This window comes from Neptunomonas sp. CHC150 (assembly GCF_030397555.1).
GTDB lineage: Bacteria > Pseudomonadota > Gammaproteobacteria > Pseudomonadales > Balneatricaceae > Neptunomonas > Neptunomonas phycophila.
The window spans coordinates 189370-214867 of sequence record NZ_JAPNXU010000010.1 but is presented as its reverse complement, the minus strand read 5'-3'; the positions used below and the strand labels follow the sequence as shown (position 1 = coordinate 214867).

Genomic DNA, 25498 nt, shown 5'->3' with positions numbered 1-25498 from the left:
CCATGAGACTGCTGACTGTTTTGCAGAATGACCGTGGTGGCCAAATTGTATTAAGTTTGGTGTTGGCGTTGGTGGTTATTGTCCCGATTCTCAACCTTGCGGTTCCCGAAACCAGTGCCTTTCATGTGCCAACGTATACGGTAACCTTGTTGGGTAAGTACCTTACCTTAGCTTTACTCGCGGTAGCTGTTGACCTTGTTTGGGGGTATTTGGGGATTCTTACTTTAGGGCATGGTGCTTTTTTCGCGCTCGGCGGCTACGCCATGGGCATGTATTTAATGCGCCAGATTGGTGATCGGGGTGTATATGGCAATCCCGAGTTACCCGATTTTATGGTCTTCCTTGATTGGCAAGAACTCCCTTGGTTTTGGTATGGATTTGATCAGTTTTGGTTTGCGGCCATCATGATAGCTTTAGTCCCAGGGCTGTTGGCATTTGTGTTTGGTTGGTTAGCCTTTAGGTCACGCGTATCCGGGGTGTATCTATCTATTATCACGCAAGCGTTGACGTATGCATTGATGCTTGCGTTTTATCGGAATGAGATGGGTTTTGGTGGTAATAACGGCTTAACAGACTTTAAAGACTTGCTCGGGTTTTCTTTGCAAGAAGACAGTACACGCATTGCGTTGTTTATTGCGTCGGCTATCGCCTTGATAGCAGGCTACATAGTATGTCGCTTTCTCATGAATAGCCGATTAGGCCGCGTTTGTGTGGCGGTTCGTGACTCTGAATCACGTGCCCGCTTCATGGGATATCGTGTTGAGAATGTAAAGTTATGGGTATTTGTTATTTCTGCAATTTTAGCCGGTGTTGCAGGGGCGCTGTATGTGCCACAAGTAGGTATCATCAACCCGAATGAATTTTCGCCGCTAAACTCCATCGAAGTTGTTGTCTGGGTAGCCGTAGGTGGTCGGGCAACATTGTTTGGTGCCATTGTCGGGGCTTTACTGATCAACTACGCAAAAACGTACCTAACCGCTGAGCTGCCGGAAATATGGTTGTTTGCGCTGGGGGGGATTTTTGTTCTTGTTACTCTACTCTTACCTAAAGGGGTGGTTGGGCTGCTATCGCGTAAGGAGGCACAGGCATGAGTGTAAAAAGTGCATTTGAGCATATGGTCAATCGAGACCATGTTTATCCGTTTATGGTGCCCAAGCAAGCCAGTAACTTGAATGTTGATAAAAACATCCTGCTCTACTTAGAAGATATCTCTGTTAGCTTTGATGGATTTAAAGCGATTAACAATCTTAATCTTTACATTAATGATGGCGAGTTGCGCTGTATTATTGGCCCTAATGGAGCAGGTAAAACGACCATGATGGATATCATTACCGGCAAAACTCAGCCGGATTCTGGTACGGCGTGGTTTGGCCAAACCATCAACTTACTAGAGATGGATGAGCCTGCCATAGCTCAGGCGGGTATTGGGCGGAAATTTCAAAAGCCAACGGTGTTCGAAGAGCTCACCGTCTGGCAAAACTTAGAGCTGGCCATGGCCGACGATCGCAAAGTCTGGACCATACTGAATGCCAAACTAAATAGTGAGCAGAGCGACATGCTCATGGAAACAGTGGCTCTTATTGGTTTAAAAGAGAATGTGGGTATGCCAGCGGGGCGCTTATCCCACGGCCAAAAGCAATGGCTAGAAATTGGCATGCTACTCATGCAAAAACCGCGCTTGTTGTTAGTGGATGAGCCTGTTGCAGGCATGACTCATCAAGAAATGGATCGAACTTCCGAGTTGCTCATATCGTTGGCGGGCCGTCACTCGGTTGTTGTGGTGGAGCATGATATGGATTTTGTGCGTAGCTTAGCGGGCAAAGAGCGCACAGTCACCGTTTTACATCAAGGCAGTGTGCTGTCAGAAGGCTCCATGGATAAAGTACAGAACGATCCCAAAGTAGTGGAAGTATATTTGGGCGAATAGCCGCTGACGATAGGAATTTACCATGTTAAAAATAGAAGCATTGAACCAATTCTATGGTCAGAGCCATACACTGTGGGATGTAGATTTACACGTGCCAGAAGGGCAATGCACCGTTCTAATGGGGCGCAATGGTGTGGGAAAAACCACCCTGCTTCAGTGCATTATGGGCCATCATGCGGTTAAAAGTGGCAGCATGATGCTAGCTGGAGAAAACCTGTTAAACAAATCAGTAGAGCAACGCCCTCGTTTAGGGGTGGGATACGTGCCGCAGGGGCGTCAAATCTTTCCTTTATTGAGCGTCGAAGAAAACTTAGAAATAGGTCTGCCAGTTCGTGCGCGCGGTGATCGAAAAATACCCGAATATATTTTTGATTTATTTCCTGTACTTAACGATATGTTACACCGTCGCGGTGGTGATTTATCGGGTGGCCAACAGCAGCAGCTAGCAATAGGACGAGCCTTAGTAGTCAACCCAAAGCTGCTTATACTGGATGAACCCACAGAAGGGATTCAGCCTAATGTGGTATCTGAAATTGGTGATATCATTCGTAAGTTGAACCGAGAAATGGGGCTTACCGTCCTATTAGTCGAACAAAAACTACCCTTTGCTCGCAAGGTAGGGGACCGTTTTTGCATTCTCGATCGCGGTCGTCATGTTGCTGAAGGTGAAATGACGGCTCTTAATGACGCCTTAGTAAAAGAGTATTTAACAGTATGAATGCACGGGTACAGCCAGAAACAGGGTGGAAAGCACAGCTGCAATTGGGTTATCAAGATCGCAATGGAAAAACGCGGCTGGTGGATCGTGTTCAACGCGGCCCCTTAGCTGTGCAGCGCTCTTTATATCCTGAAGGTGCACCTTGCCATACCTATTTGCTGCACCCTCCGGGCGGCGTTGTGGGCGGCGATCAATTGGATATCCGGGTAGATGTTCAACCGAATGCTCATACCATGATCACTACGCCGGGTGCCACCAAGTTTTATCGTTCCGAAGGTAAACAAGCACTGCAGCAACAAACCTTAACGGTGCAAGCCGGGGCCACACTGGAATGGCTGCCACAAGAAAATATCGCATTTCCAGGCGCGAATGCTCGCATTTACAGTGATGTTCACTTAGTACAGGGCAGCCGATTTATCGGATGGGAGCTGCAATGCTTAGGCCGTCCCGCAATCCAAGAAACATTTGATAACGGCAATATGGATACCTGCTTGCGTGTACATGTTGATGGCACATTGCAGCTTATTGATAGCATGAAAACAAATGGCCTCTCGTTAGTAGAGAGCGCAGCTGGGCTGCGTGGGTATGCTATGAATGCTTCGCTAATCGCAGGCACTATCCCAGAAACTCACCTAGATACTGTACGAACCGTACTCGAATCGTTTGACCCCAGCTTACCCGTAGGCGCAACTTGGATGGATAACCTCCTTGTTGTTCGCATGCTAGGTAACAACACCGAAGACATACAAAAAGTGCTTATCCCCGTGTGGAAAGCGCTACGTGAGCAGTGGTTAGAAGTACCCGCGTGCCCACCGCGAATTTGGGCGACGTAGCTTTCAGTGCCTAGCGTTAATCATAATCAGGAACCAATCCATTATAATAGCGGTGGTAATTCCCTTTTTTGGTTTTGTGCTCGGCGACTACCTGTTCTTTAGATGGCGTGCCTTCAGAAATGAACGGCTTAGGATTGTCGGCTATGTATTGGTCGACTCTAGCCAGTATTTTTTTATCACGCGTGCGATCACGGTAATAGCACAGTGGGTAGTCAAAAAACCACCGAATAGGGTCGAATATGCTAAAGCTGTTTTTAGACTGATAAAGATCCTTTTCGTCTAAATCACCATAAAAATAATCGGCAACAAAGTCGCGTATCACTTTACCAAAATACGAATCTACAACAGGGATGCTGCCACAACGAAAGGTTTTAATTACTTCGGGTTTGTCCGACCGCTGTAAATTAACATGTAAGCTGTCATGTAATGCACCATCAACAGGTTGAAATACCCCTGTTTTATCATCCATTTTTAAAAAGGTAATGGGCGTGTAATAGCGCTTATCTAGGTTTTGAAGTTGAAAAATGTAAAGTCGATTAAACGATACGGTATAAATAACACGCCTTTCTCTATCGCAAACAATGGGTTGGTTTCTTGGGTAGCAGAGTATGAAGAGAAATATAACGATAGGTGTTATATAAAAGAAGAAAAATCCAAAATAGTTAAGGAATACTTGGTCTGGGCTTAGAGGTCTAAGCCATTCTTCTGCGAAGGGAGCTAATTCATGATCTTTGGGTTCGTATCCAAGAATCTCTATAAATGTTTTTCTAGTTAATACTTCTCGATTAAAAGATTTATTATATGAGGTTTCGAAGTTTTCTTTTAATTCTCCTATGCTTAAATTGTTTATAAAAAATACTCCTGATACAAAAGCAATTAATCCTATGATTAGAGTTAGCCTAATGTGTTCGTTTGTGTTAACTTTTATTTTTAATGTTTTTTTATTTGATTTTAAGTTTTTTCTTAAATTGTTGATCATTTTTTAAATCTCTATTTCTATTTCTTCAAAAAACTCACCGTTAGTTACTCTAGGTAGTGTTATTTGAAAAACTAGAAGAATGCGATGGGGCTTTTTTGGGGCCTCATATAAAACTTCTACCTTACCAGGTGATACTAGGTATTTCTTTATTGATGTGATGATTTTTTTGATAGGCTTTTTAATATGGCCATGTGGTGTTGGTATTTTTTGATAGGAATTACATGTTATTGTGAGTTTTTTGAGCTCAGAATCGTTGGTGATTTTAGAACAAAGTATTTCGAACTTATTATCATTAATGTTCTCGTCAGTGATTGTTAATTTCGACATTATATCTAAAAACTCTTCAACTTCTCTTTTGAAGCCTAATTCTAAGTTTTCTTTTTTCAAAGAAGCAAGATTTATAAGTTTGTTGATTTTGGGTCTTTCATGAAATGATAAATAACTATCACTTGTCCCCCAAAACGAATGCTCTATCCACGTCTCCTTTTCATCATCCGCAAACAAAGAAATGATCGTGCCGATGATGACGAGGCCTATGGCTACAATAAACAAAGGCGGGGCTATCGTGCTAAACAGTAAAATGAAGCTGCCGATGGCCGTAATGCTGTTGCCGATAGCACCCACGGTATCGCCTTTTACGTAGGATTCATATGCAAGACCAGCCGATAAGAATACACCGATAACGCCCAACCCTTTAACGGTGTGTCGTGCTAGTTTCCGCCCCGTACTCACATTAGCTCTTGAGGGTTTTAGTAATTCTAGCCAATCCTCATCGATGCTTTTCGGTAAGCCTTTGATGTATTTATCTATTAAGGATCTTTTCTTAAATGCTTTGGCTAGCGTTTCTACGGTAAGGTCTGATCGTATCATACCCATGCTGGCTGCAAACTTGACTTCATTGAGTGCGAATACGGCACTGAATGAGTCTGCAAACGCTTTGGTGATTTTGGCTCGTGGGTCGTTTATTAATTGACCCGCAGCAGAGTGCGCTCGATTAGGTGTGTTGTATGATGCAAGCGTGTCGTAAAGCGATAAGAACGATAGGGCAATACCTAAATGAGTCGCCTTATAGTCCCACCCTATTTTTTTCTCATGGTTATCGATTGATTGCGGCGTTAACGCAAACTTCATATTTACCCTGTAAATGTAGACCTTGCCTGATTCGGAGGAGGATGGGCTTTCAGTTCGGTATTTACCTGTTAAGGCAAAAGTACCGTTTTGTTTTATGGGTATGATGTTGTCGATGAACCGGCCGCCATTACGTAGCCTTGATTCAAATATTTGCCGCGTAGCTGAATCCGATTTAAATTCTTCAGATGAAGCTTCGAAAAAGGTTTCTACGAACTGACTGATGACTTTTCGCTTATAAATGCCTTTGTTGCCTTTCTTTTTGGTCTCTACGTATTTGTAAGCGGCCTCTTTACCAATGGCCTTGCAGACAGCGTCCAAAACAATGGGGAATCGCGTTGAAACAGAGCCGCTGGCGACACTGGCACGAATAAACCCTTTTAACCCGTTGCTTAAAAAAGCACCGGCCGCTTTTACTTGTTTGAATGACAGTGGAGGGGAGTCCTCTGAATCCATCGCATTAATAATCGCTTGAATATAGTTTGTCCCTGGGATGGTGTGCGATAGGTTGTCTAGGGTCTTGGCATAATAGAGACAATAATAGGTGATATATTCTTCTAAGTCCGCGCCTTTGGCGTTCTCTAGGTGTTTGGATAGATAACTGAGTATAGGCTCTGCCGTTCCTTTGCCTGTACGCTCCCCATGTAAGGCCAGTGATTGGGTAAGCGTGGCATTGATCTTATCATTCTCTTCATACTCAGCCTTTAATTCGCCATATTTGGTATCGAATTCAAGGCTGAGAGGGTCGCTAATTGGTGGCCTTCTTCGATTGCCTGCTATTTTATTCCGTCTGTTTCTGGGAGTGTCGGGTAGCTGGTACTTATATTTGCGGTCTGATGCTTGTAGTTGTTCGATGAGTTGGCCAATAGTTAACGGGTAATAGTGATCATCGTAAAACTTGGTTGCTATGTTGTTTTGAAAAGAGACCATTGCGTTAATATCCAGATGTTCTCCAATGGGGTCGTGAATACCAACGATTAACCCATTAAGGTAGCTGGAAAAACTGTCAAACATCGCTGATGGTTCTTGATGAGCCATCGTATGCCTAATTAGATTCTCGAATTCATAAGCGGTGTTTGATTGAGCCGGAACTTCTTTTGTAAATGCGTCGCTTATGTTGGAAAGTTCGCTAAGCGGCACGGCATGGGTATCACCACCATCACTTACGTTAACCTGCGTCATGAGTTGATTTTTTAACGTGCTGTTAGTCGATACAGCGTCGAACAACGGCTTAGGCCATCGCTCTTCGCTGTAGGCTATCCAAAATGTCTTTACGTCTTTTGTAACAAATGCGAAGGGGTACCCATTCTCTTTTTCGTATTTTGTCCAATCGCTTCGCGCGCCATTATTCCAAAATACTTTGGTAAAGCTGTAGGGTGCCGAAAAATCCCCGTCATCCAATTGCCTAAACTCGGTACCGTTTGTATCTTCGCTATCCGTGTAATGGGAAAAAATATTCCATACGCCTTTGTCATCATAAATAAAGATATAACCTTTGCGTACTCGCAGTAATTCATGATCGTTGAGGTTATTAATATTTTGAGGCGGCGCGATTTGCTTAGGTGACTCCATCAAGCTAGTTAAGGAATCCCCTTTGAGCGCATAACGCATAGGGAAAATAGGGATAATGTTGGTATCGGGTGGCGGTGTGTAGTCAGCTTTTGCATCACCCAATGAGGTAATACCAGTTTCTTTAGTATTGGGTGAACCGCTAGGTGTGGCAACTGGTGGAAGAGTGGCTTTTGCTTTTTTTAGGCTTTCCCCATTGAGTATGCTGTGGAGTATTTGGCCGTGATCATTTTTCGCATTGCTCATTGGATATCCTTATCTAATGATGCGCTTTATAAGCATTTTGATAGAGCGAAAGAATATTACTGCTTATCCTAGAAAAGGTCTAACAATTAGTCTCTAACCGATTTGCTTTACGCTTGATGTGTCTATTTTTTGCATTCGATTTTCCTCCTTAGATTTGATCGATGCAGGTCATTGTAAAGTGCTTTTTTTGAGCTAGTATGAAAACACAGTTGATGGATTAACTAAGGATTTTCATGTTAAACAGCAATGGACCGCTAAGGTACAACGAAAAAGAAAGATACCGAGTAATCGAATTGTTTGCGTTGTGGGAAGGCCGAGTGAATACAACTCACCTCCAGAATGTATTTGGCATAGGCCGGCAAAAAGCGTCTGAAATTATTGGGTCTTATACGCAGCGCTACCCTCAAAACTTAGACTACAACGCATCTGCAAAAGGCTATCAGCTGACGGATGAATTTACGCCTTGGCATGCCGGTAGTAGTTTTGATGAATATTATCACTTACTGGCGCGAGCTGGCTATGATGACTACCTGTCATTTTTGAAGACAGGTTTCTCTCTATTAGAAGCGCCTTTACGCAATATTTCGCCGGCTTTGGTTCAGCCCATTATTAAAGCCATACGAGAGAAACGTCGGTTAGATATAGGCTACGCTTCCGTCTCGTCGCCTGAGTATGAATCCCGCATTATCTCGCCTCATTGTTTAGTATTTGATGGTATCCGCTGGCACGTACGCGCATGGTGCGAAAAAAATCAACAATACCGAGATTTTGTCTTATCTCGCTTTAGTGGTGAATTCGAATTTGAAGGCCCTTCAGAACATACCGCTGAAGACGATGAGCGATGGAATACTTGGTTAGATATCGTCATCGAACCAGACCCGCGTTTAAGCCCTGCCAAAAAGCGTATCATTGCTATGGATTATCAAATGGAAAACAACCAACGCATTATCCCTGTACGCGCCGCTTTAGTACTTTATGTATGGCAACGTCTGCGGTTAGACCATTACGCCCAAGACCCCGAAGCTCAACAAATTACCATCACACCCGAGAGCCATAAAGCGATTAAACCCTACCTGCCTTAAAAAGCGACATGTGTTTCTGACCAGTATTGAGCGGCTCACAAATATACGCTCCAATGAAAAGGTCAGGACGACAAAGGGATGGATGAATAGGGTTAGGGATACCAAGGAAATGGAAAAGCCAAGGATGGCCTTATTTTAAGGAGAGTTAAATGGAGCAGTTCTCACCGTCGGATATGAAAACCATATTGCACTCTAAACGAGCCAATATGTATTACCTAGAATATTGCCGAGTTATGCAAAAAGACGGGCGTGTGCTCTATCTCACCGAAGCCAAAAAAGAAAACCAATACTTTAATATTCCCATCGCTAACACCACCGTCATCATGTTGGGTACTGGCACTTCTATTACTCAAGCGGCGATGCGTATGTTATCACAAGCGGGAGTGTTGGTTGGCTTTTGTGGCGGTGGGGGCACACCGCTTCACATGGCAAGCGAAGTCGAATGGTTAACCCCACAAAGTGAATATCGACCGACTGAATATCTGCACGGCTGGATGAAGTTCTGGTTTGATGATGAAAAGCGGCTGATGGCTGCCAAAACGTTTCAGCAAACGAGAATTGGTTTTTTGGAGCAAGTATGGAATAGAGATAAAGATTTAAAAGCCGAAGGGTTTTCGATAAAAGATAGCCAGCTAACGTCGCCATTTGAAACCTTCCATCAAAGAACAGGTGCGGCTAAAAAGCAATCAGATCTGCTCTTAACTGAAGCTCAGTTGACTAAGGTGCTTTATAAATACGCTGCAAACAATGTGAGTATCAGCGACTTTACCCGTCAGCACCAATCCACAGACAAAGCGAATGATTTTCTTAACCATGGTAACTACTTAGCCTACGGTTTAGCCGCAAGCTGCTTATGGGTATTGGGTATACCTCATGGTTTTGCGGTAATGCACGGCAAAACACGCCGGGGAGCTTTAGTCTTTGATATTGCAGACTTAATCAAAGACGCCATCGTATTACCGTGGGCATTTATCTGCGCAAAAGAAGACGTGACAGAGCAAGAGTTTCGCCAACAAATACTACAAAAATTTACCGATCACAAAGCCATGGATTGTATGTTCGAGTCGGTAAAAAAAGTCGCATTACAAGATTACACTCAAACTCAAATTGAGGAACAAAACCTATGATGGTGACCTTTGTTTCCCAGTGCGAGAAAAATGCCCTTAAAAAAACACGCCGTGTGCTAGATGCATTTGCCAATCGCATAGGCGATAACACATGGCAAACATTGATCACCGAAGAGGGGCTCTTAACGGTTAAAAAGATGCTGCGTAAAACCGCGAGTAGAAGTACGGCAGTTAGTTGCCATTGGATCAGAAGTCGATCTCGCAGCCAGTTTCTATGGGTGGTAGGGAATAAGAATAAGTTTAATTTGGAGGGTGTAGTGCCTGTGAACACGACAGAAAAAGAGGTTTTTATAGATGTAGCAACAGATAAACCCAAACAAGGCGTGTTGTATGCAAACACACATTTACAGCCGCTAAGTGAGCACTTATTTGCCGTAGGTTATGTGGCTGAGCAATTGCATCGGCAACTATTTCCAGATAATTCACAGTTTTCAATCATGAATTTTATTGCGGGTTGTCTGCATGACCTTGGCAAAGTTGACCCTAAGTTCCAAGAGTGGGTAACTAACCCAAAAAAGAAAACGTTTATAGCGGAAGATGGCCAGCATATTGACGATGCTAAGTTTAGCTTCGATAAACACCCAAGGCACAATGAAGTGTCGTTATTGCTATATCAATTGCTTGATAGCGCATCGCTTACCTTATTAAACCCGAGCAATAAACGCACAGTCAAACATGCAGTTTACTGGCATCATGCTAAACCGTTTCGAAAAGAAAAAAGCGGTTTTGATACTTATAAAGACATCAGTAAAAAATGGGCGGCGAATCAAAAAGAATCTAGTTTGACAGCTATCTTGGCTAAAGCTCAAACTTTGCTAAAGCACGTTATTGGTATAGATAAAACATACCGTAATTCAAGTAAAAGCCTGCTTGAGAACTCCATTCTGATGGAAGTCTTTCAAGAAATAGAGGCTAGCCTGCCCGATGCGCCACCGTTACCTAGTTATAAAGAATACGATTTTGAGGAGTCAGTCTCTGCCTATAATGCCAATGTAAAAATAAACGCGTTAAATAACATTGCAAGAGCTTGCTTGATCACGGCAGACCGAAAAGTATCTTCGTTAAGTGCTGAGGGTTTACACTCGGCTATTTTTGAACGCTCATTAAATGAGCTTGTTGCCGAGCTGCTTAATGTTGAATCCACTCTGAGTAGTGATATTGAGACTTGTTTAGGTGCATTTTTTCCAGAAAGCGTCAGAAGTAAAAAACAAAGTGGAATCGCCAAGCAACTAAATCATGTTGAAGATATTGCGGTACTTGCAGGTGCAGCAGGCTGTGGTAAAACTAAAATTGCCTTGGAATGGGCAAAGCTACAAGGCGCAAAGCGTATAATTTGGGTATGTCCTCGGGTACAGGTATGCCAAGGCTTATTTTATGAGCTGACCTCAGAGCAATACCTACCTAATAGCACTATTGAAATTAATACTGGTGAGTTTAAGTTTCATAATCAATGGGATAATCCAATATCCGAGGGTGAGAATTTTTCTGGCGACATAGTAATCACCACTATTGATCAGGTTCTCGGCTCAGTTATAAGCCACACCAAAGCCAATACCCTTATTGATTTTTTAAACGTACATGTTGTGTTTGACGAATTTCATGAATACGTCAATATGCCGTCTTTTAATTTATTGTTTGCTGAGCTGATAGCAGCGAAAAAAATGCAAGAACAGCAGGCAAAAACTTTGTTAGTGTCGGCTACACCGCATTATGTATTTGTTGAAGACTTGTTGGGTATTCACCCAGACGACATTAAAGTCATGCCTTCGTTTAACCAAAGCCAGTATCAACTTGATTTTAAAGTATTTGACGATACTGACTTAGGTAAATCCAATCCACTTTTTACACCACAAAGCGATTGTACTTTTGTGATCAGTAACATGGCGCTTACCGCACAAAACAGTTTTATAGTCAATCAACATATCGAAAATGCTGTGTTGCTCCATTCAAAATTCATCAAAAGTGACAAGCGTAAATGGTTTGCTGAAGTGTACGATGCATATAAGCGTGATGGTACTCGCAAATATGAAGTGCTGCGCAGTGGGCCTATTGTGCAAGCATCACTGAATATCAGTTGTGATTACATGGTGGCCGAAATAACTAGTGCAGAAAACTGTTTACAGCGCTTAGGTCGGTTAGATCGTTTTGGCGAAAATAAAAATGTGAATATTTACGCCTTAGCGGTACCTGAATCCATTGCAAATGGAAAAGGAAAAAGCCCAGCTGCGGGGTTCCTTGGCAAAATGTACGTACTAAGTTCAGCGCGCGCATGGTATCAGTTTTTAAATAATGAACTAGCAGGTAAAACGTTTACCTTGCCCGAGATATATCAGTTGTATTTTACCTTTCATCATACCGACCGTAACCGAGGGCTTATTGAAAATGATTTAGTCGCTGCGCTTAAAAATAGCGTGCAACAGATAAATCATAAAGTGATCGATCCCATTACGGTACCACCGAAAAAAAACAAAGATAAAAAGCGCAGTAAAATTAGCAAAAGTTCACTGCGTGGAGATAACCGTTTTGTGCAAATGGCGGTTGTTTATTTAACTGATCAAAATCCGAAATACCACCCTACAGAATACGCTTACTCAATGCCGTTGGACGATGACAGTAATATCGATAATCTTACTTACTCCACTAATGCAATTTGTGGCTACGGGCAAAGTGATAAAGATTTACTGTCTCACATGTTTAAAAAACACCACAACATTATGGGCGGTACGGGTAAGTCATTCACCGATAAAATATTACTAAACGAAGCTCGAGATCCAGAGTCACCGATTTATTTAAGTTATACCACTAACGATTTATTGCAGGTGGGCGGCGAAAGTGCTCGCCACGCACATGCAATCTATTATGCGGTATGCGATAAACAAGCTATCGGCGCTATGTCTATAAAACAAATTAATCAAACTACAGAAGATGAAGAATAAATCATGGAAAAAGTAACAGGAATTAAGAGTGTTGATTTTAAAATTAAAGCAGCAGGACATGGTGTCGTGAATTGGAATGGGCCAACAACCTTGACCGGAGATAATGGGAAAACGGTCGACAACCATACATTACCTAAATTACGAGGATATACAAATTTAACGGGTAAAGTAAAAGACGATACTGGCTATAAGTATAAAAAAGAAGCGACGGATATCGATTTTAAGAAGACACCGCTATACATCAGCCAAAATTGTATTCGTCATCACCTTTTTAAAGATCAAGCATTTGATTTGCATTTCGCGGCAGATAAAAATTTAGAGATGGTCTTAGCATCAGTTACTGGGTTAATTCGTGGTTATGTTGTGCCGTCAAGCCAATGTAAACGAACAAGCCCCCTACTTATTGAAGATTTTGTTGATCAGCTAGGTAACGGCAATTTTGAACAATTTGGTCAAGCTGGTGCACGTGATAGTTCATCATTTTTTTCTAAAACTACCTTCGGTGATACAGAATATATTTCGTATGGCTCAATCAGCATTGAGCAATTACAGTTTATTTCTCTCGATAAAAAGTTTGACCGCGCCAGCATGGTTATCACAGAAGGGAAAGGTGAAGAAGTTGCTAAAACAGTACAAAATTTCATTAAAACATTGAATCCAGTACTTAACCCTGTAGCGACTTTCCATGGTAACTATATACGCAAGGGTACAATCTTCGAAGAGGGTGAATGCGGAATTTTACTTAACAATGATGCAATTCAAGCTGTTGTTGAACATACCTTATCACGTATTGCTGACTTAAGTATTCGTCAGGCGAAAGGTTATATGTATGTTGATGAGATTACTGTTGATTATAACGACAGCCATAAGATGATGCGCATTAAGCGTGATGAATCAGAAATCGTGAATGAACAACATGCACCTTTTGCTCAATATTTTTATGCAAAATAGGAGGAAGCATGAAAATAACCATTGATTACGACTCTTGTTGGCGTAATGCTTTTTTAGGGGGCTCAAATAATGAGCCAGTCCCTAAAAAGGGCCGTGAATTTCTAGGTTCAATGACGAGCTTAAAAAAAGACGGTAATTTTAAACTGTGTGAAAATACACTAGACACAGTAATGGGCGTACTGAATCGTTTGATTGGTGATCAACGTAAGCTTTATCAGGCGCGTAGCAAAATGTATGAAACCGCTTATTATTTCGAAAAGTTAGAAGATAAATTGAGTTTTATAGATAAGCCAAGACTAACCAATGAAATGACCTACATCCGAAACATGAATGGCAGCACTGATCAGAATGCATTCACTGGAATGATAAAAGTCGCTGATCCTGTATTTACGTCAAAATACTCACAGCAGTTTTGGGGTGTGCTGAACCTAAGTTTCAAGCAGCTTTGTGATTTTATTATTTTCAATCCACCAGTAGTTGAAGTCATAGATCTAAATCCGCTTAGCATTATTAATCGTTTAGAATTTTTAAATAAAGAAAAAGCGATGGAAAATCAAGGTGATCTGGCCAAGGCGGTTAAACTGCTAAAGTCATCTTTTCCTGATACTGAGTATTATAATAAGAAAGGTCTAATAACACCTATTAGTATCTATTGTTCAGCTCTTTATTTGCAACTTGAGCGCTTAGAAAGCGATTTTGATATGACAGCTGCTAAAACTAAAGCAGGTGGTATTAGTGGGATATCCAAACGTGGATTTACCAAAAAAGATTTTATGAGAAGATATACTACAGGGCCAAAAAAAATAATATGGGGTAATCCATATATCAAAAAAGAAAAAATAAAAGGCCAAGGGGAGGTGACTTCCATGATGACCAAAGCCAGCGGCCAATTAGAAATTACTATTGATGTAGATCGAGATAAAGCCCAAGAAATAAAAACTCTGATTGAAAATGCCGGCGTATCGAGTTTTTACCTTGGTAAAAAAGGGCTGGCTTATGTTTCAAACATTCGGCTTTAGGAGCAACCATGGACTCATATATTGATATTCAATTAAAACCGGATAGCGAAATGCGCGAAGCAGAGCTTAGCAGCAAGGTGTTTACTAAATTCCACAAAGCCTTGGTCACGCTAAATAGCAACAATATTGGCATTAGCTTTCCGAAAGTACATACAAAATTAGGTCGTCTATTTCGTATACATAGTCAAGCTAGTGCATTACATGATTTGCAAGATTTAGAGTGGCTGGGAGCATTATCTGGTTATTGTCAGTTTAGTGCCGTTTCTGCGGTGCCTGAACAAGTGCAATACCGCGTTGTTTCAGTTAAACGCAGTAATTTAAGTAAAGCCAAGTTAAAACGTTTAATTGCTCGAGGCAGTATAGATAAAGAAGGTGAGAAGCGTTACAAAGTCAAAATGCTCAGCCAAGGGTTTGATAACCCTTACCTTGACTTGTTTAGTGGCTCAACAGGGCAGGTACACCGTAAATTTTTTGAATTTGGTGAGTTACAACCAAATCCAACGAGCGGAAAGTTTGATTCATATGGATTAAGCACCACAGCTACCGTACCTTGGTTTTAACCTATTTTTTTGCTCTTTAAAAATTCATTTTAAAAACAACAAGTTACAATGGTGGTTTTTAATAAGGTAAAAGAGTGTTTTTATCCTAACTGCTTGTTGTAACTTATTTTTATGCTGCTAATCTATTGTTCACTGCCGCACAGGCAGCTTAGAAATTCTAACCTGACAGGAATGGTTGATGGTGTTCGTTCACTGCCGCACAGGCAGCTTAGAAATGGAAGACTCCGGCGAAGGGATTGAGTTCTACGTTCACTGCCGCACAGGCAGCTTAGAAATGACTATAAAGCATTGATTGATTCCGGTATTGGTTCACTGCCGCACAGGCAGCTTAGAAATCTCTGTACTGCTCATAAACCTGCAAGGCTGGGTTCACTGCCGCACAGGCAGCTTAGAAATTGAGCACAAAGAAACCGGTAGAGCCGACATTGTTCACTGCCGCACAGGCAGCTTAGAAATAAAGAAAAGTATAAATAATATTATTTAAGAGGTTCACTGCCGCACAGGCAGCTTAGAAAGTAGGTTGGCGCAAGCGCATCAAGCGGTGTTAGTTCACTGCCGCACAGGCAGCTTAGAAAAAAAACGTTAGATAAAGAATCGTTATACGATGGTTCACTGCCGCACAGGCAGCTTAGAAACGAAGTCGGCCTGTTTCTTGCGCTCATTCCAAGTTCACTGCCGCACAGGCAGCTTAGAAATTTGCTTTGATGTCGTGAAAAGTGAAGTCAAAGTTCACTGCCGCACAGGCAGCTTAGAAATGCTTAATGTAAATGCCTTCTTGTAGCATTTCGTTCACTGCCGCACAGGCAGCTTAGAAAATATTTGTAACTATAGGTTTATTTATTGCTGGTTCACTGCCGCACAGGCAGCTTAGAAATTAGACTTAGAAGGAAAACGTTTCTGTTCAACGTTCACTGCCGCACAGGCAGCTTAGAAATCAATAGACTCAGAACCAACAAATAAAAGCTTGTTCACTGCCGCACAGGCAGCTTAGAAAAAGGAGCCTCTTCTTTCTGATTACACTCTTCTGTTCACTGCCGCACAGGCAGCTTAGAAATCTTATGTGGAACTCCAAGCTGCGTGAATGCCGTTCACTGCCGCACAGGCAGCTTAGAAATTCTGTCGATGTTATTTGATGGACGGATCGGTGTTCACTGCCGCACAGGCAGCTTAGAAATCAACGACAGAAACGGTCTCTGTGCTATCCGAGTTCACTGCCGCACAGGCAGCTTAGAAATTACGGAAGAGAAGTTGACTACGCGCCGCAGCGTTCACTGCCGCACAGGCAGCTTAGAAATTTATCATCCGAAAAACACAAAAGAGTATCAGGTTCACTGCCGCACAGGCAGCTTAGAAAGCCAACGCCTTTGACAGTATGTCCCAATAACTGTTCACTGCCGCACAGGCAGCTTAGAAACTTAGTTTTTTCCTCCTTTCCTTTTTTTCTGCGTTCACTGCCGCACAGGCAGCTTAGAAACCCGTTCAGTAATACGGGGGTACCATACCCACGTTCACTGCCGCACAGGCAGCTTAGAAATTTTTATCAGCTTCATTATCTTACGGCCGGTGGTTCACTGCCGCACAGGCAGCTTAGAAAAGAAGAACGAGAACCAATATAAACAGTTTCCCGTTCACTGCCGCACAGGCAGCTTAGAAATAAAAGTCCTAAAAATCCAAAAGCTAAGCACTGTTCACTGCCGCACAGGCAGCTTAGAAATGTAGGCACCACCAGCTCATCGGTGTTACCAAGTTCACTGCCGCACAGGCAGCTTAGAAAATTATTAAACTTAACAGTTTGAACATAACCTTGTTCACTGCCGCACAGGCAGCTTAGAAAATACAGGATCAACAAATTTTTCATTAGCACGCGTTCACTGCCGCACAGGCAGCTTAGAAAATTCACTCCCGGTGCAATACTTACGGCACCGCGTTCACTGCCGCACAGGCAGCTTAGAAATCGTTAATGCGATTAACATCTATCTAAACAAGGTTCACTGCCGCACAGGCAGCTTAGAAATTTTTTTGTTGATTTCTGGTTTTAAATTTTATGTTCACTGCCGCACAGGCAGCTTAGAAATTGATAATCTGAAACTGAATCTTCTATCGCATGTTCACTGCCGCACAGGCAGCTTAGAAACACCAGAGAAGCTCTAACAGACACGCGCCCGCGTTCACTGCCGCACAGGCAGCTTAGAAATTTGGGGGCTCTCCTTCTTTTTGATGAAGCGGGTTCACTGCCGCACAGGCAGCTTAGAAATTGCGCCGCCGCATTGCTTACCTGCTTAGTGAGTTCACTGCCGCACAGGCAGCTTAGAAATATTGACAGAGCTGAAAGCCAACAAAGACGGGGTTCACTGCCGCACAGGCAGCTTAGAAAGCTTTGTAGTCAGATATCCCGTCTTTGTTGGCGTTCACTGCCGCACAGGCAGCTTAGAAATTAGGAGGCCCTAAAGGGGCAATCCTTGGTAGGTTCACTGCCGCACAGGCAGCTTAGAAAATCACATTGAGGCATATTAGCGCACTGATCAAGTTCACTGCCGCACAGGCAGCTTAGAAATCTTTGACGATTTAATACCTCCCACTTTTCCGGTTCACTGCCGCACAGGCAGCTTAGAAAGTGTACCTGTGTTGTTAAATGCTTCTTTAAGAGTTCACTGCCGCACAGGCAGCTTAGAAATTTAACAACTGAAAGCGATACACCAACACGCTGTTCACTGCCGCACAGGCAGCTTAGAAATGCTTCTTCTTCTGGTCAGACTACAACTAAAAGTTCACTGCCGCACAGGCAGCTTAGAAACCACCGCAATTCAGAGAGGAGGTTAGATATAGTTCACTGCCGCACAGGCAGCTTAGAAATTTGATTGGCTTCCAGCCTTCACCCCATTGCAGTTCACTGCCGCACAGGCAGCTTAGAAAACAATGCGATCAATAACATCTAACTGCAGTGGGTTCACTGCCGCACAGGCAGCTTAGAAAGATTGCTGATAGACACAGCCATCATAGACAACGTTCACTGCCGCACAGGCAGCTTAGAAATGCTTCTTCTTCTGGTCAGACTACAACTAAAAGTTCACTGCCGCACAGGCAGCTTAGAAAAGTCCCCTTTTTACGACCTTCGATAGACTCAGGTTCACTGCCGCACAGGCAGCTTAGAAAATGACACCCGCGGCGTTGTTGTTTAGCCAGTCGTTCACTGCCGCACAGGCAGCTTAGAAAGCCATGTCGGCAATAGCTGAATTAAACGGTGCATCCACTGCCGCACAGGCAGCTTAGAAAGTGGCGGGCGTATGCCACAGGGCCCAAAGCATATCCACTGCCGCACAGGCAGCTTAGAAATGAGAAAACAATTTTTCCTTTTTTCTTTTTGTATCCACTGCCGCGCAGGCAGCTTAGAAAAGCTGAAGGTATCGAGGATCAGGGGCTGTTTAATCCACTGCCGCGCAGGCAGCTTAGAAACAACCGTAAGTAAGTATTAATGACCTGCTGAAATCCACTGCCGCGCAGGCAGCTTAGAAATTTACGGGGTTTGCTGCTCATGATCCATCCCCATCCACTGCCGCGCAGGCAGCTTAGAAACAACAAATGCCGGAGATATTGAGGTTGTGTTAGTTCACTGCCGCGCAGGCAGCTTAGAAATGATGATGAGCGCGTTAGCGTGACCATGGTGAGTTCACTGCCGCACAGGCAGCTTAGAAAATACAATAACCTGTTGGCTAGGGTGGCGCCCGGTTATCAGAGGCTGGGCGCGTGTTTAACAAGTGCCTAAAAAACTGTCTCGATGATACGCTGATTGGAATGTTCTATATGAGCTTTGAGTAGTTCACAGGCGGTTTTTTCATCTCGTTTAAACGCGGCTTCCATGATGAGTTTATGGTCATCTTGATGGGCTGTGTTGTGAGTGTCGTTAGTCGTTTGCTCTGATTGATGGATAAGTGACAGTCGGCGATATCGTTCGGATTGATCATAGAGTGTTGATAAAAAACGTAATTGCCATTGTGATGGGCATTGGCTGATCAGTGCCAGATGAAAGAGCCTGTTTTCTCTAATCAGTTCGCCTGCCATGGCTTCGCGTTGGCCAATGGCTTGTTGTTTGATGGTGATTTCGCGATGGCGTGCTCCGGCGATGTTTGCTTCCCAGTTGAGATCGCCCAGCCGAATAGACTGTGCCAACGCATCTACTTCTAGCATGACTCGTAAGCGCGATACTTCTAAAAATTCTTCTAATGAGACTGGCGCTGCCCAGTAGCCTCGTTGCCCTTTGCGGATCACTAAACCTTCGGCATCGAGCCTAGATAAGGCTTCTCGGATAGGAGCGGCGCTGGTCTCGTACTGCTGCGTTAGGTGGTTGATAGATAATTTACTGCCGGGGGGAATAGCGCCGTCAACTATATGCTGGCGTAGTTGTTGGTAGCTGGTGTTTGGGTCCTTGGTGTTTTTTATTGTCATGATATCGCCGCATTTTTTGTTGTTAGTTATGTGGTATTTGTCCGTAAATGCCTTACGTAACGGTATCTTATCATCTCAGTATGGATATGATCTGAGGCTTAGTTTCTTTATCTTATATCACTATTGATATAATAAGTGCGATGTTTTTTTAATTGATAGGAGCTAATCGCTTTCGTACTATCAAATTAAGTAAGATAAACACTGCCGTATGGTTTTGCTGGTAGTTCAAGGTAACATTGGACGATTAGGTGCAAACTGATGGTTAGTTGAAGCTGGCTATCATGAAATGGCTGGTTTAGGATTGTTGAGGCCCTCTTAAGGATTCATAATCTGCATTTATCTTAGTTAATCCGGTACTTTAGCGAGCCTTCCACGTGAGGCCGGACCCAAATATTAAGCATAATAACAATGAAGGAAGCTATGCTATGAAAACCAAGTTTATTAGTTCGTTAGCGGCACTGACGTTTGTTTCTACGGCGGCGTTTGCTGAGTACCCTACAAAAGATATTCAAGGTGTTATTCAGTGGGGTGCTGGTGGCTCTACGGATACAGTGATGCGCTCGGTAGCGCCACACGCTGAAAAAGTGCTGGGCACGGATATTATTCTTACGAACAAAACCGGCGGTGTGGGTGCAATAGCAACAAAGCTGGTGAATGCGAAAAAAGCCGATGGTTATACTTTGTTGATGGGCGCTGAAAACCCACAAATGTATAAAGTGCTTGGATTAGCAAACATCGATTATTCGGATATGATTCCGGTCAATGTGTTGGCTCGTGGTATTCCTATTTTTGTTGCCAACAACGATGCTCCCTACAACACCATCACAGAAATGGTTGAATATGCATCGGCAAACCCTAAAAAAGTTAAATTTGGTTCTACCGGGCCTGGCGGTTTGGCTTCAATTGTTTCTGCTATGTTAGATGGTGAAGTGGGTATTGACGTAACCACGATACCGTATGATGGGGACGGCCCGGCTCTAACCGCTTTACAAGGTGGTGCTATCGATGTGATGCCTGCGGTGCTGGGCGCAGCGATTGAGCATATTAAAGCAGGTCGTATGAAGGCTATTGGTTTAGTCGATACGGTTGCTAATCCTTTACTTCCTGATGTTAAACCCATTACAGAAGAACTGCCTGGGTTTGCTAACTACCTGCCGTACGGACCATTCTTTGGCGTGTTCGTGAAGAAAGGCACACCGGATGAAGCAGTAGCTAAATTAGTAGAAGCTTTCAAGGCCGGTGCTGAAGCACCTGACTTTAAAGAGCTGATGGACAAGCGTGGTTTTAGCATCATGAACCTGTCTGGAGACGCTGCGAATAAGTTCCTTGATAACTATCGTTCTGTTTCTTCTTGGGTCGTGTTCGATTCTGGTATTGCTAAGCATTCTCCTGAAGATTTTGGCATTAAGCGCCCTGAGTAAGGCGTTAGGTGTTATGCGGAGCCCCTTTTCTGGGGCTCTTTCTTTCGTACATTTTATCGGTAAATCCTGATGGTCGACTCTACGCAAAAACAGCCAGGCGAAACGGTCTTTGGCTATTTGATGCTGTTGCTCAGTGTTTTTTTATTTTGGCAGGCATATCAGATATCTGGCTTTGAGGCGCTTAGTTCGCCAGGGGCTTTCCCGCTAGCTGCGGCTGGAATTATGGTGATCTCTTCGTGTGTTGTTGTAGTTAAAAACGCACGACGTCAATCGCCTTCTCAGGTAGTGGATAGTTTTTTTACGCATATTTTACCGCCACTTGTTGCGGTAATGATTGCTTTGATCTTGGTATATGCCGTGGTGTTGAATTCACTCGGTTTTATTCCAAGCACCTTTGTTTTTCTATTGATTGCAATTCATTTATTACATCGTCGCAGTCTGGTTAGTTCTTTGGTGATTACAACCGGAGCCCTCATTTTAATCTATGTGATTTTTCGTTTGGTGTTTCAAATTATTTTGCCTGAGGGGATTGTCCCCGAACGAGAAATTTTAGCGTGGTTGGGCAATCTATTCGGGGCTGAGGGGAACTGATATGGACGCATTAAGTAATTTTGCCATTTCTTGGGTGTCTCCTGAGTTAATGGGGTTAACTGCGTTAGGTACCTTCTTAGGTATTTATGTAGGCGCAATACCGGGCTTGTCGGTAACGATGGCCGTTTCTATTTTGATTTCCTTTACCTTCTCGTGGGATGTTAATCATGCCTTGTGTCTCATGGTGGGGATTTACATGGGCGGCGTTTACGGCGGGTCGCGTACAGCTATTCTGTTGAATATGCCAGGGGCGCCGTCGGCCATAGCTACCGCCTTGGATGGCTATCCTATGGCGCAAAAAGGGGATGCGGGTAAAGCTATTGGTTTGTCGACTGTTATGTCGGTTATCGGTGGCTTTGTAGGTATCTTTATCTTATCGATTGCAGCGCCTGTGGTGAGTGATTTTGCATTAACTTTCCAGCCACGTGATTACATGATGATGGCAGTGCTGGGCATTATGTTAGTGGGATCTCTTGCGGGTGACAGCTTGGCTAAAGGGATTTTTTGTGGCGCGTTAGGCATGCTGATTGGTACGGTTGGCCTTGATCCGTTGACGGCAGAAGAACGTTTTACGTTTGGTGTTGTTGAGTTGTGGAACGGTATTAACCCCGTTGCCGTGATGATTGGTATGTTCGGCATCTCGGAAGCGCTCACGCAACTGCACTACATGGAAAAAGCAGCCGTTCGGCAAAAGTTGGATAAGATCTTACCCGCTTGGCGGGATGTTTATAAATATTTGCCTTTAAGTCTGCAAACATCCACGTTGGGTGTAGTGGTTGGTGCGTTACCCGGTACAGGAGGGGATATTGCCGCGTTAATGGCTTATGACTATGCCAAACGTACAACGAAAAACCCCGAAGTACCCTTTGGCCAAGGCGCAAAGGAAGGTTTGATTGCACCAGAGGCTGCAAACAACGCCGCTGTTGGTGGCGCTTACATTCCTATGCTGACACTTGGAATACCCGGCGATGCTGTCACCGCTGTGTTTTTAGGGGCGTTGTTTATTCATGGTTTAAACCCAGGGCCTATGCTGTTGGCCGAGCAGCCAGAAATGTTTTGGTTTACGGTGGGTAACCTAACCATGGCAAATATTTTTGTGCTCATTTTTGGACTAACGGGTATCCGTTTGTTTACCAAAATTGTGGAGTGCCCCAAAGGCGTTTTAATCCCGCTTATCTTTCTGCTGTCAGTTGTCGGCTCGTATGCGATTAATAATTCGGTCACGGATATTTGGTGGATGCTAGCCTTTGGTGTGTTGGGCTACTTTATGAAGTTGTATGGCTTCCAAGTAGGGCCTGTTATTTTGGGTGTTATTTTGAGCCGTTTGTTAGATGAAAACTGGAGACGTGCGATTATTTCTGATCAAGAAAGCTTAGGCATGTTCTTTGGTAATTTATTTCAAAGTCCGCTTTCGACTTTTTTGTTTGCCGCGATTGTGTTGATCCTTGTTTCGCAAACCCCGTTATGGGGAATATGGAAAAAGAAAAAAACAACCGCATAGTCCTATGAATAAAGCCTCTTTATGGGGCTTTTTGTATGATTAAGACAGGTGTTTTAGTCGGGGTTGTCTAAGAATCGATGCTACTAATTTGATTTGATAGAACCTACACTGTTAGCGCTATTCATCTGCGCTAATTTATTGATGATTCTAAGGAGGCTGCTGGTATGCAACCTGCGTTTTTAAGTGCCATTCAAATGAAAGGGCTAGAGTTTATAGAACTGGCCACCCCGGATGCGGCGCCACTGGCTATATTTTTGGAATCAATGGGCTTTACGGCTATTGCGCGCCACCGTCACAAGCCTGTTACTTTATATCGTATGGGGCATATCAACTTAATCGTCAATAGCGCCAGTACGGGGGCCGTACATGACCAAGCTGTTGAGCGCGGTGTCTCTATCTGCGCTATTGCTATACGGGTAGATGATGCCCAAGAGGCGTATCAATCTTTAATTAATGCGGGTGCATGGGAAGCAGAAACCCAAGCGGGTGTGATGGAGTTGAATATTCCGGCCATTGAAGGCGTGGGTGGAACGCACATTTATTTGATTGACCGCTTTGATGATCGAGTCAGTATTTATGATATCGATTTTATACCGTTAGATGGTCAAGGCTCTCGCTTTTCGGTACTGGCTGACGATAACGCTGCTTGTATCTCATCGTTAACACTGGCTGTAGCTAATGGTCGAGAACAACAGTGGAATGATTTTTTTGTGCAGTTGCTTGGCTTTTCGTTAACGGGTACGGGCGTGATTAGCCAAAGCGGGTTAGCGGTTAAGGTCGATGGAAGCGAGTTGTCTGCTGGGGCTGATATTGGTGATGAGTATTATAGTGCTATCACTTTTAAGATATGTAGCCAAACGGTCTTAGAGAAGATAGGTGCGCAAGGAGACTTAACCTTCCTTGAAACAGAAGATGATAATTGTGTGCAAGTGAGACTGCCCGCCACGTTTCCCTCTGCCATTGTTTGGCGTTTTGAGGTAGCTGCATGAGTGTTCCTACGCAAAACATTGCGGTTAGCCTAACCGGTCTGACAGGGGATTTTGGTGATCGTTTATCGGTTATAAAAGCAGCGGGTTTTGACCGTATAGAGCTGGATGCGGTCGAGCTCTCGAAGCAAGGCGATTTGCGCTTGGCGGAAAGCCTGTTGCTGGAAAGCGGATTGAAGTTATCTGCTTATAAAGAGTTTAAAGATTTTACGGGCCATAAAGGGCATGTCATTCGTTACAAAATGCAACTGGCTCAAGCTAATTTGAAGATGATGGCCGCTTTAGGCTGTAACTTGTTAGTGGTGACGCCATCCGCACGTAACAGAACCGATAATGATGATGAAATAATCGCGCAATTACGCGCGTTGTCTACTTTGGCTATGTTGCGAGGGATAAAAGTGGGGTACCGGCCTTTGCCTTGGTCTGACCATGCTTACGATTATGAATCCGCTTATCGTTTAGTCGAGCAGGCTGGTAACGCTAATCTAGGGCTTGTTGTAGATAGCTTTCACAACCTGACCGATCTGAATATTGATGAGCTTTTCACGCAAGTGCCGGGGGATAAAGTTTTCCTTATTCGCTTATCTGATTTTGCCATGAGCACCCTGTACACCTTGGAGGATAAAATAGAAGTTGATCATCATCAGCGTCTTTTTCCCGGTGAAGGAGGGCACTCAAGTGACCTCACGACCTTATTGCGTAACTGTCAAACAGCGGGTTATCAAGGGGATTTAGTACTTAGTGCCAATGATGATCGGTATCGATTTTCATCATTGGAAACTGTAATCGCTAAAGCGAGGCAGTCACGGGACTGGGTTTTATCGAAGTTGAATTAAGCACTGTGTTAATGCTACGCCTGTAGTTTTTCCGGTTCGGATGTTCTGCTATAGGCTTTAAGCCATGTGGCTTGAATGATTTTGGCATCGGTTGACGCGCGGTGGCGAGGAATACAGAGATCGGCAATCACTTCCTGTTTTGTTTCGTCCCAAATATCAATCATGGCTTCTGTCATTACGGTTTCGATGGATGAAAGCCAAAAGCGGGGGGGAACGCCTGCTTCATAAAACAGTTTATTGAACCAAGTCGAGTCTACAGCCCATGCATCGCTAAAAACGGTGCGCCCTTGCAATAAATGATTCAACTCGATGGCGACTTCTCGGGTGCTTTGTCCGCGTTGGGTAATAATGTCACGGCTAAGACCATGGAGGGTTTCGGCTTCCTCTGACCAATAGCTCCAATGACGAGCAGGCTTTATGAGCGCGCAAAAACAGTGTGTATCGGAATGATAAAAACCGATTTCTATGGGATAGCTTTGTTCGCTAAGCCCTGAAGCCTCAATATCAAGAATAATGGGCGGGTTTTGAGCGTTATGTCGAAACATAGATCCGTAACTCCTGTTTTGCATCCAGCGTGGTGTTAATATCGTTCCTTGATGACGGTGTGCGCTAGCACAAAGTCTGTACGGTCATAAGACGGTCATA

The 25498-nt window shown here is 43.6% G+C and carries 19 protein-coding genes and 1 CRISPR repeat array; of the genes, 15 read left to right on the top strand and 4 right to left on the bottom strand.

Translation table 11 applies throughout. The features are described from left to right. Positions 1-2 precede the first annotated feature (2 nt). From urtC to OW491_RS12745, 4 genes are read left to right on the top strand one after another with little or no spacing between them, the layout of a single operon-like run. Positions 3-1091, top strand: coding sequence for an urea ABC transporter permease subunit UrtC (urtC, locus tag OW491_RS12760; RefSeq protein WP_290036334.1), 1089 nt, complete (start codon positions 3-5; stop codon positions 1089-1091). Continuing rightward, positions 1088-1927 carry an urea ABC transporter ATP-binding protein UrtD gene (gene urtD / locus OW491_RS12755; RefSeq protein WP_075171117.1) on the top strand — a complete coding sequence of 280 codons (840 nt, stop codon included), beginning with the start codon at positions 1088-1090 and terminating at the stop codon, positions 1925-1927. Before urtC ends, urtD begins: the two co-directional genes overlap by 4 nt. A gap of 22 nt (positions 1928-1949) precedes the next feature. Then, entirely contained in the window at positions 1950-2645 is a 696-nt protein-coding gene (urtE, locus tag OW491_RS12750) for an urea ABC transporter ATP-binding subunit UrtE (protein ID WP_075171118.1), read from the top strand. After that, the gene (locus OW491_RS12745) at positions 2642-3478 is read left to right on the top strand and encodes an urease accessory protein UreD (RefSeq protein ID WP_290036332.1); all 837 of its coding nucleotides are present in this window, start codon (positions 2642-2644) and stop codon (positions 3476-3478) included. Before urtE ends, OW491_RS12745 begins: the two co-directional genes overlap by 4 nt. Positions 3479-3494: 16 nt before the next feature. Here the strand turns inward: OW491_RS12745 and OW491_RS12740 are convergent, their stop codons facing one another. After that, the gene (locus OW491_RS12740) at positions 3495-4457 is read right to left on the bottom strand and encodes a hypothetical protein (protein WP_290036331.1); all 963 of its coding nucleotides are present in this window, start codon (positions 4455-4457) and stop codon (positions 3495-3497) included. 3 nt (positions 4458-4460) lie between these two features. Continuing rightward, entirely contained in the window at positions 4461-7400 is a 2940-nt protein-coding gene (locus tag OW491_RS12735; RefSeq protein WP_290036329.1) for a toxin VasX, read from the bottom strand. A gap of 233 nt (positions 7401-7633) precedes the next feature. Here OW491_RS12735 and OW491_RS12730 point away from each other — a divergent pair, with 233 nt between their 5' ends. The 6 genes from OW491_RS12730 to cas6f all read left to right on the top strand — a co-directional run bounded on the left by OW491_RS12730 (position 7634) and on the right by cas6f (position 15075). Continuing rightward, positions 7634-8482, top strand: coding sequence for a WYL domain-containing protein (locus tag OW491_RS12730; protein WP_290036327.1), 849 nt, complete (start codon positions 7634-7636; stop codon positions 8480-8482). A 149-nt stretch (positions 8483-8631) separates the two neighbouring features. Beyond that, positions 8632-9609 (top strand): type I-F CRISPR-associated endonuclease Cas1f, encoded by a 978-nt coding sequence (gene cas1f, locus OW491_RS12725; RefSeq protein WP_290036326.1) that lies wholly within the window; start codon positions 8632-8634, stop codon positions 9607-9609. Continuing rightward, the gene (locus OW491_RS12720) at positions 9606-12545 is read left to right on the top strand and encodes a CRISPR-associated endonuclease Cas3'' (RefSeq protein ID WP_290036325.1); all 2940 of its coding nucleotides are present in this window, start codon (positions 9606-9608) and stop codon (positions 12543-12545) included. Before cas1f ends, OW491_RS12720 begins: the two co-directional genes overlap by 4 nt. Before the next feature lie 3 nt (positions 12546-12548). Beyond that, complete coding sequence (gene cas7fv, locus OW491_RS12715; protein WP_290036324.1) at positions 12549-13496, top strand: type I-Fv CRISPR-associated protein Cas7fv; 948 nt, start codon at positions 12549-12551, stop codon at positions 13494-13496. Between the two features lie 8 nt (positions 13497-13504). Next, entirely contained in the window at positions 13505-14515 is a 1011-nt protein-coding gene (cas5fv, locus tag OW491_RS12710; protein WP_290036322.1) for a type I-Fv CRISPR-associated protein Cas5fv, read from the top strand. 8 nt (positions 14516-14523) lie between these two features. Continuing rightward, the gene (gene cas6f / locus OW491_RS12705; RefSeq protein ID WP_290036321.1) at positions 14524-15075 is read left to right on the top strand and encodes a type I-F CRISPR-associated endoribonuclease Cas6/Csy4; all 552 of its coding nucleotides are present in this window, start codon (positions 14524-14526) and stop codon (positions 15073-15075) included. Positions 15076-15202: 127 nt separating this feature from the next. Next, positions 15203-18768: a CRISPR direct-repeat array (repeat unit 28 nt; unit sequence GTTCACTGCCGCACAGGCAGCTTAGAAA). Between the two features lie 66 nt (positions 18769-18834). Here the strand turns inward: cas6f and OW491_RS12700 are convergent. Continuing rightward, complete coding sequence (locus tag OW491_RS12700) at positions 18835-19518, bottom strand: GntR family transcriptional regulator (protein WP_290036319.1); 684 nt, start codon at positions 19516-19518, stop codon at positions 18835-18837. 425 nt (positions 19519-19943) lie between these two features. Here OW491_RS12700 and OW491_RS12695 point away from each other — a divergent pair, with 425 nt between their 5' ends. The 5 genes from OW491_RS12695 (at position 19944) to OW491_RS12675 (ending at position 24853) form a co-directional block, all read left to right on the top strand. Further along, positions 19944-20939: a tripartite tricarboxylate transporter substrate binding protein gene (locus OW491_RS12695; protein ID WP_290036317.1), complete on the top strand. Its 996-nt coding sequence runs from the start codon at positions 19944-19946 to the stop codon at positions 20937-20939. A gap of 69 nt (positions 20940-21008) precedes the next feature. Continuing rightward, positions 21009-21530, top strand: coding sequence for a tripartite tricarboxylate transporter TctB family protein (locus OW491_RS12690; protein WP_290036315.1), 522 nt, complete (start codon positions 21009-21011; stop codon positions 21528-21530). Between the two features lies 1 nt (position 21531). Beyond that, a complete protein-coding gene (locus tag OW491_RS12685) occupies positions 21532-23031 on the top strand; it encodes a tripartite tricarboxylate transporter permease (RefSeq protein ID WP_075171131.1) in 1500 nt (499 codons plus the stop codon). 164 nt (positions 23032-23195) lie between these two features. Then, positions 23196-24020 (top strand): hypothetical protein, encoded by an 825-nt coding sequence (locus OW491_RS12680; RefSeq protein WP_290036312.1) that lies wholly within the window; start codon positions 23196-23198, stop codon positions 24018-24020. Further along, positions 24017-24853 carry a sugar phosphate isomerase/epimerase gene (locus tag OW491_RS12675; protein ID WP_290036310.1) on the top strand — a complete coding sequence of 279 codons (837 nt, stop codon included), beginning with the start codon at positions 24017-24019 and terminating at the stop codon, positions 24851-24853. Before OW491_RS12680 ends, OW491_RS12675 begins: the two co-directional genes overlap by 4 nt. A gap of 14 nt (positions 24854-24867) precedes the next feature. Here OW491_RS12675 and OW491_RS12670 read toward each other — a convergent pair whose 3' ends face one another. Continuing rightward, positions 24868-25398: a hypothetical protein gene (locus OW491_RS12670; RefSeq protein WP_290036308.1), complete on the bottom strand. Its 531-nt coding sequence runs from the start codon at positions 25396-25398 to the stop codon at positions 24868-24870. Positions 25399-25498: the final 100 nt, after the last annotated feature.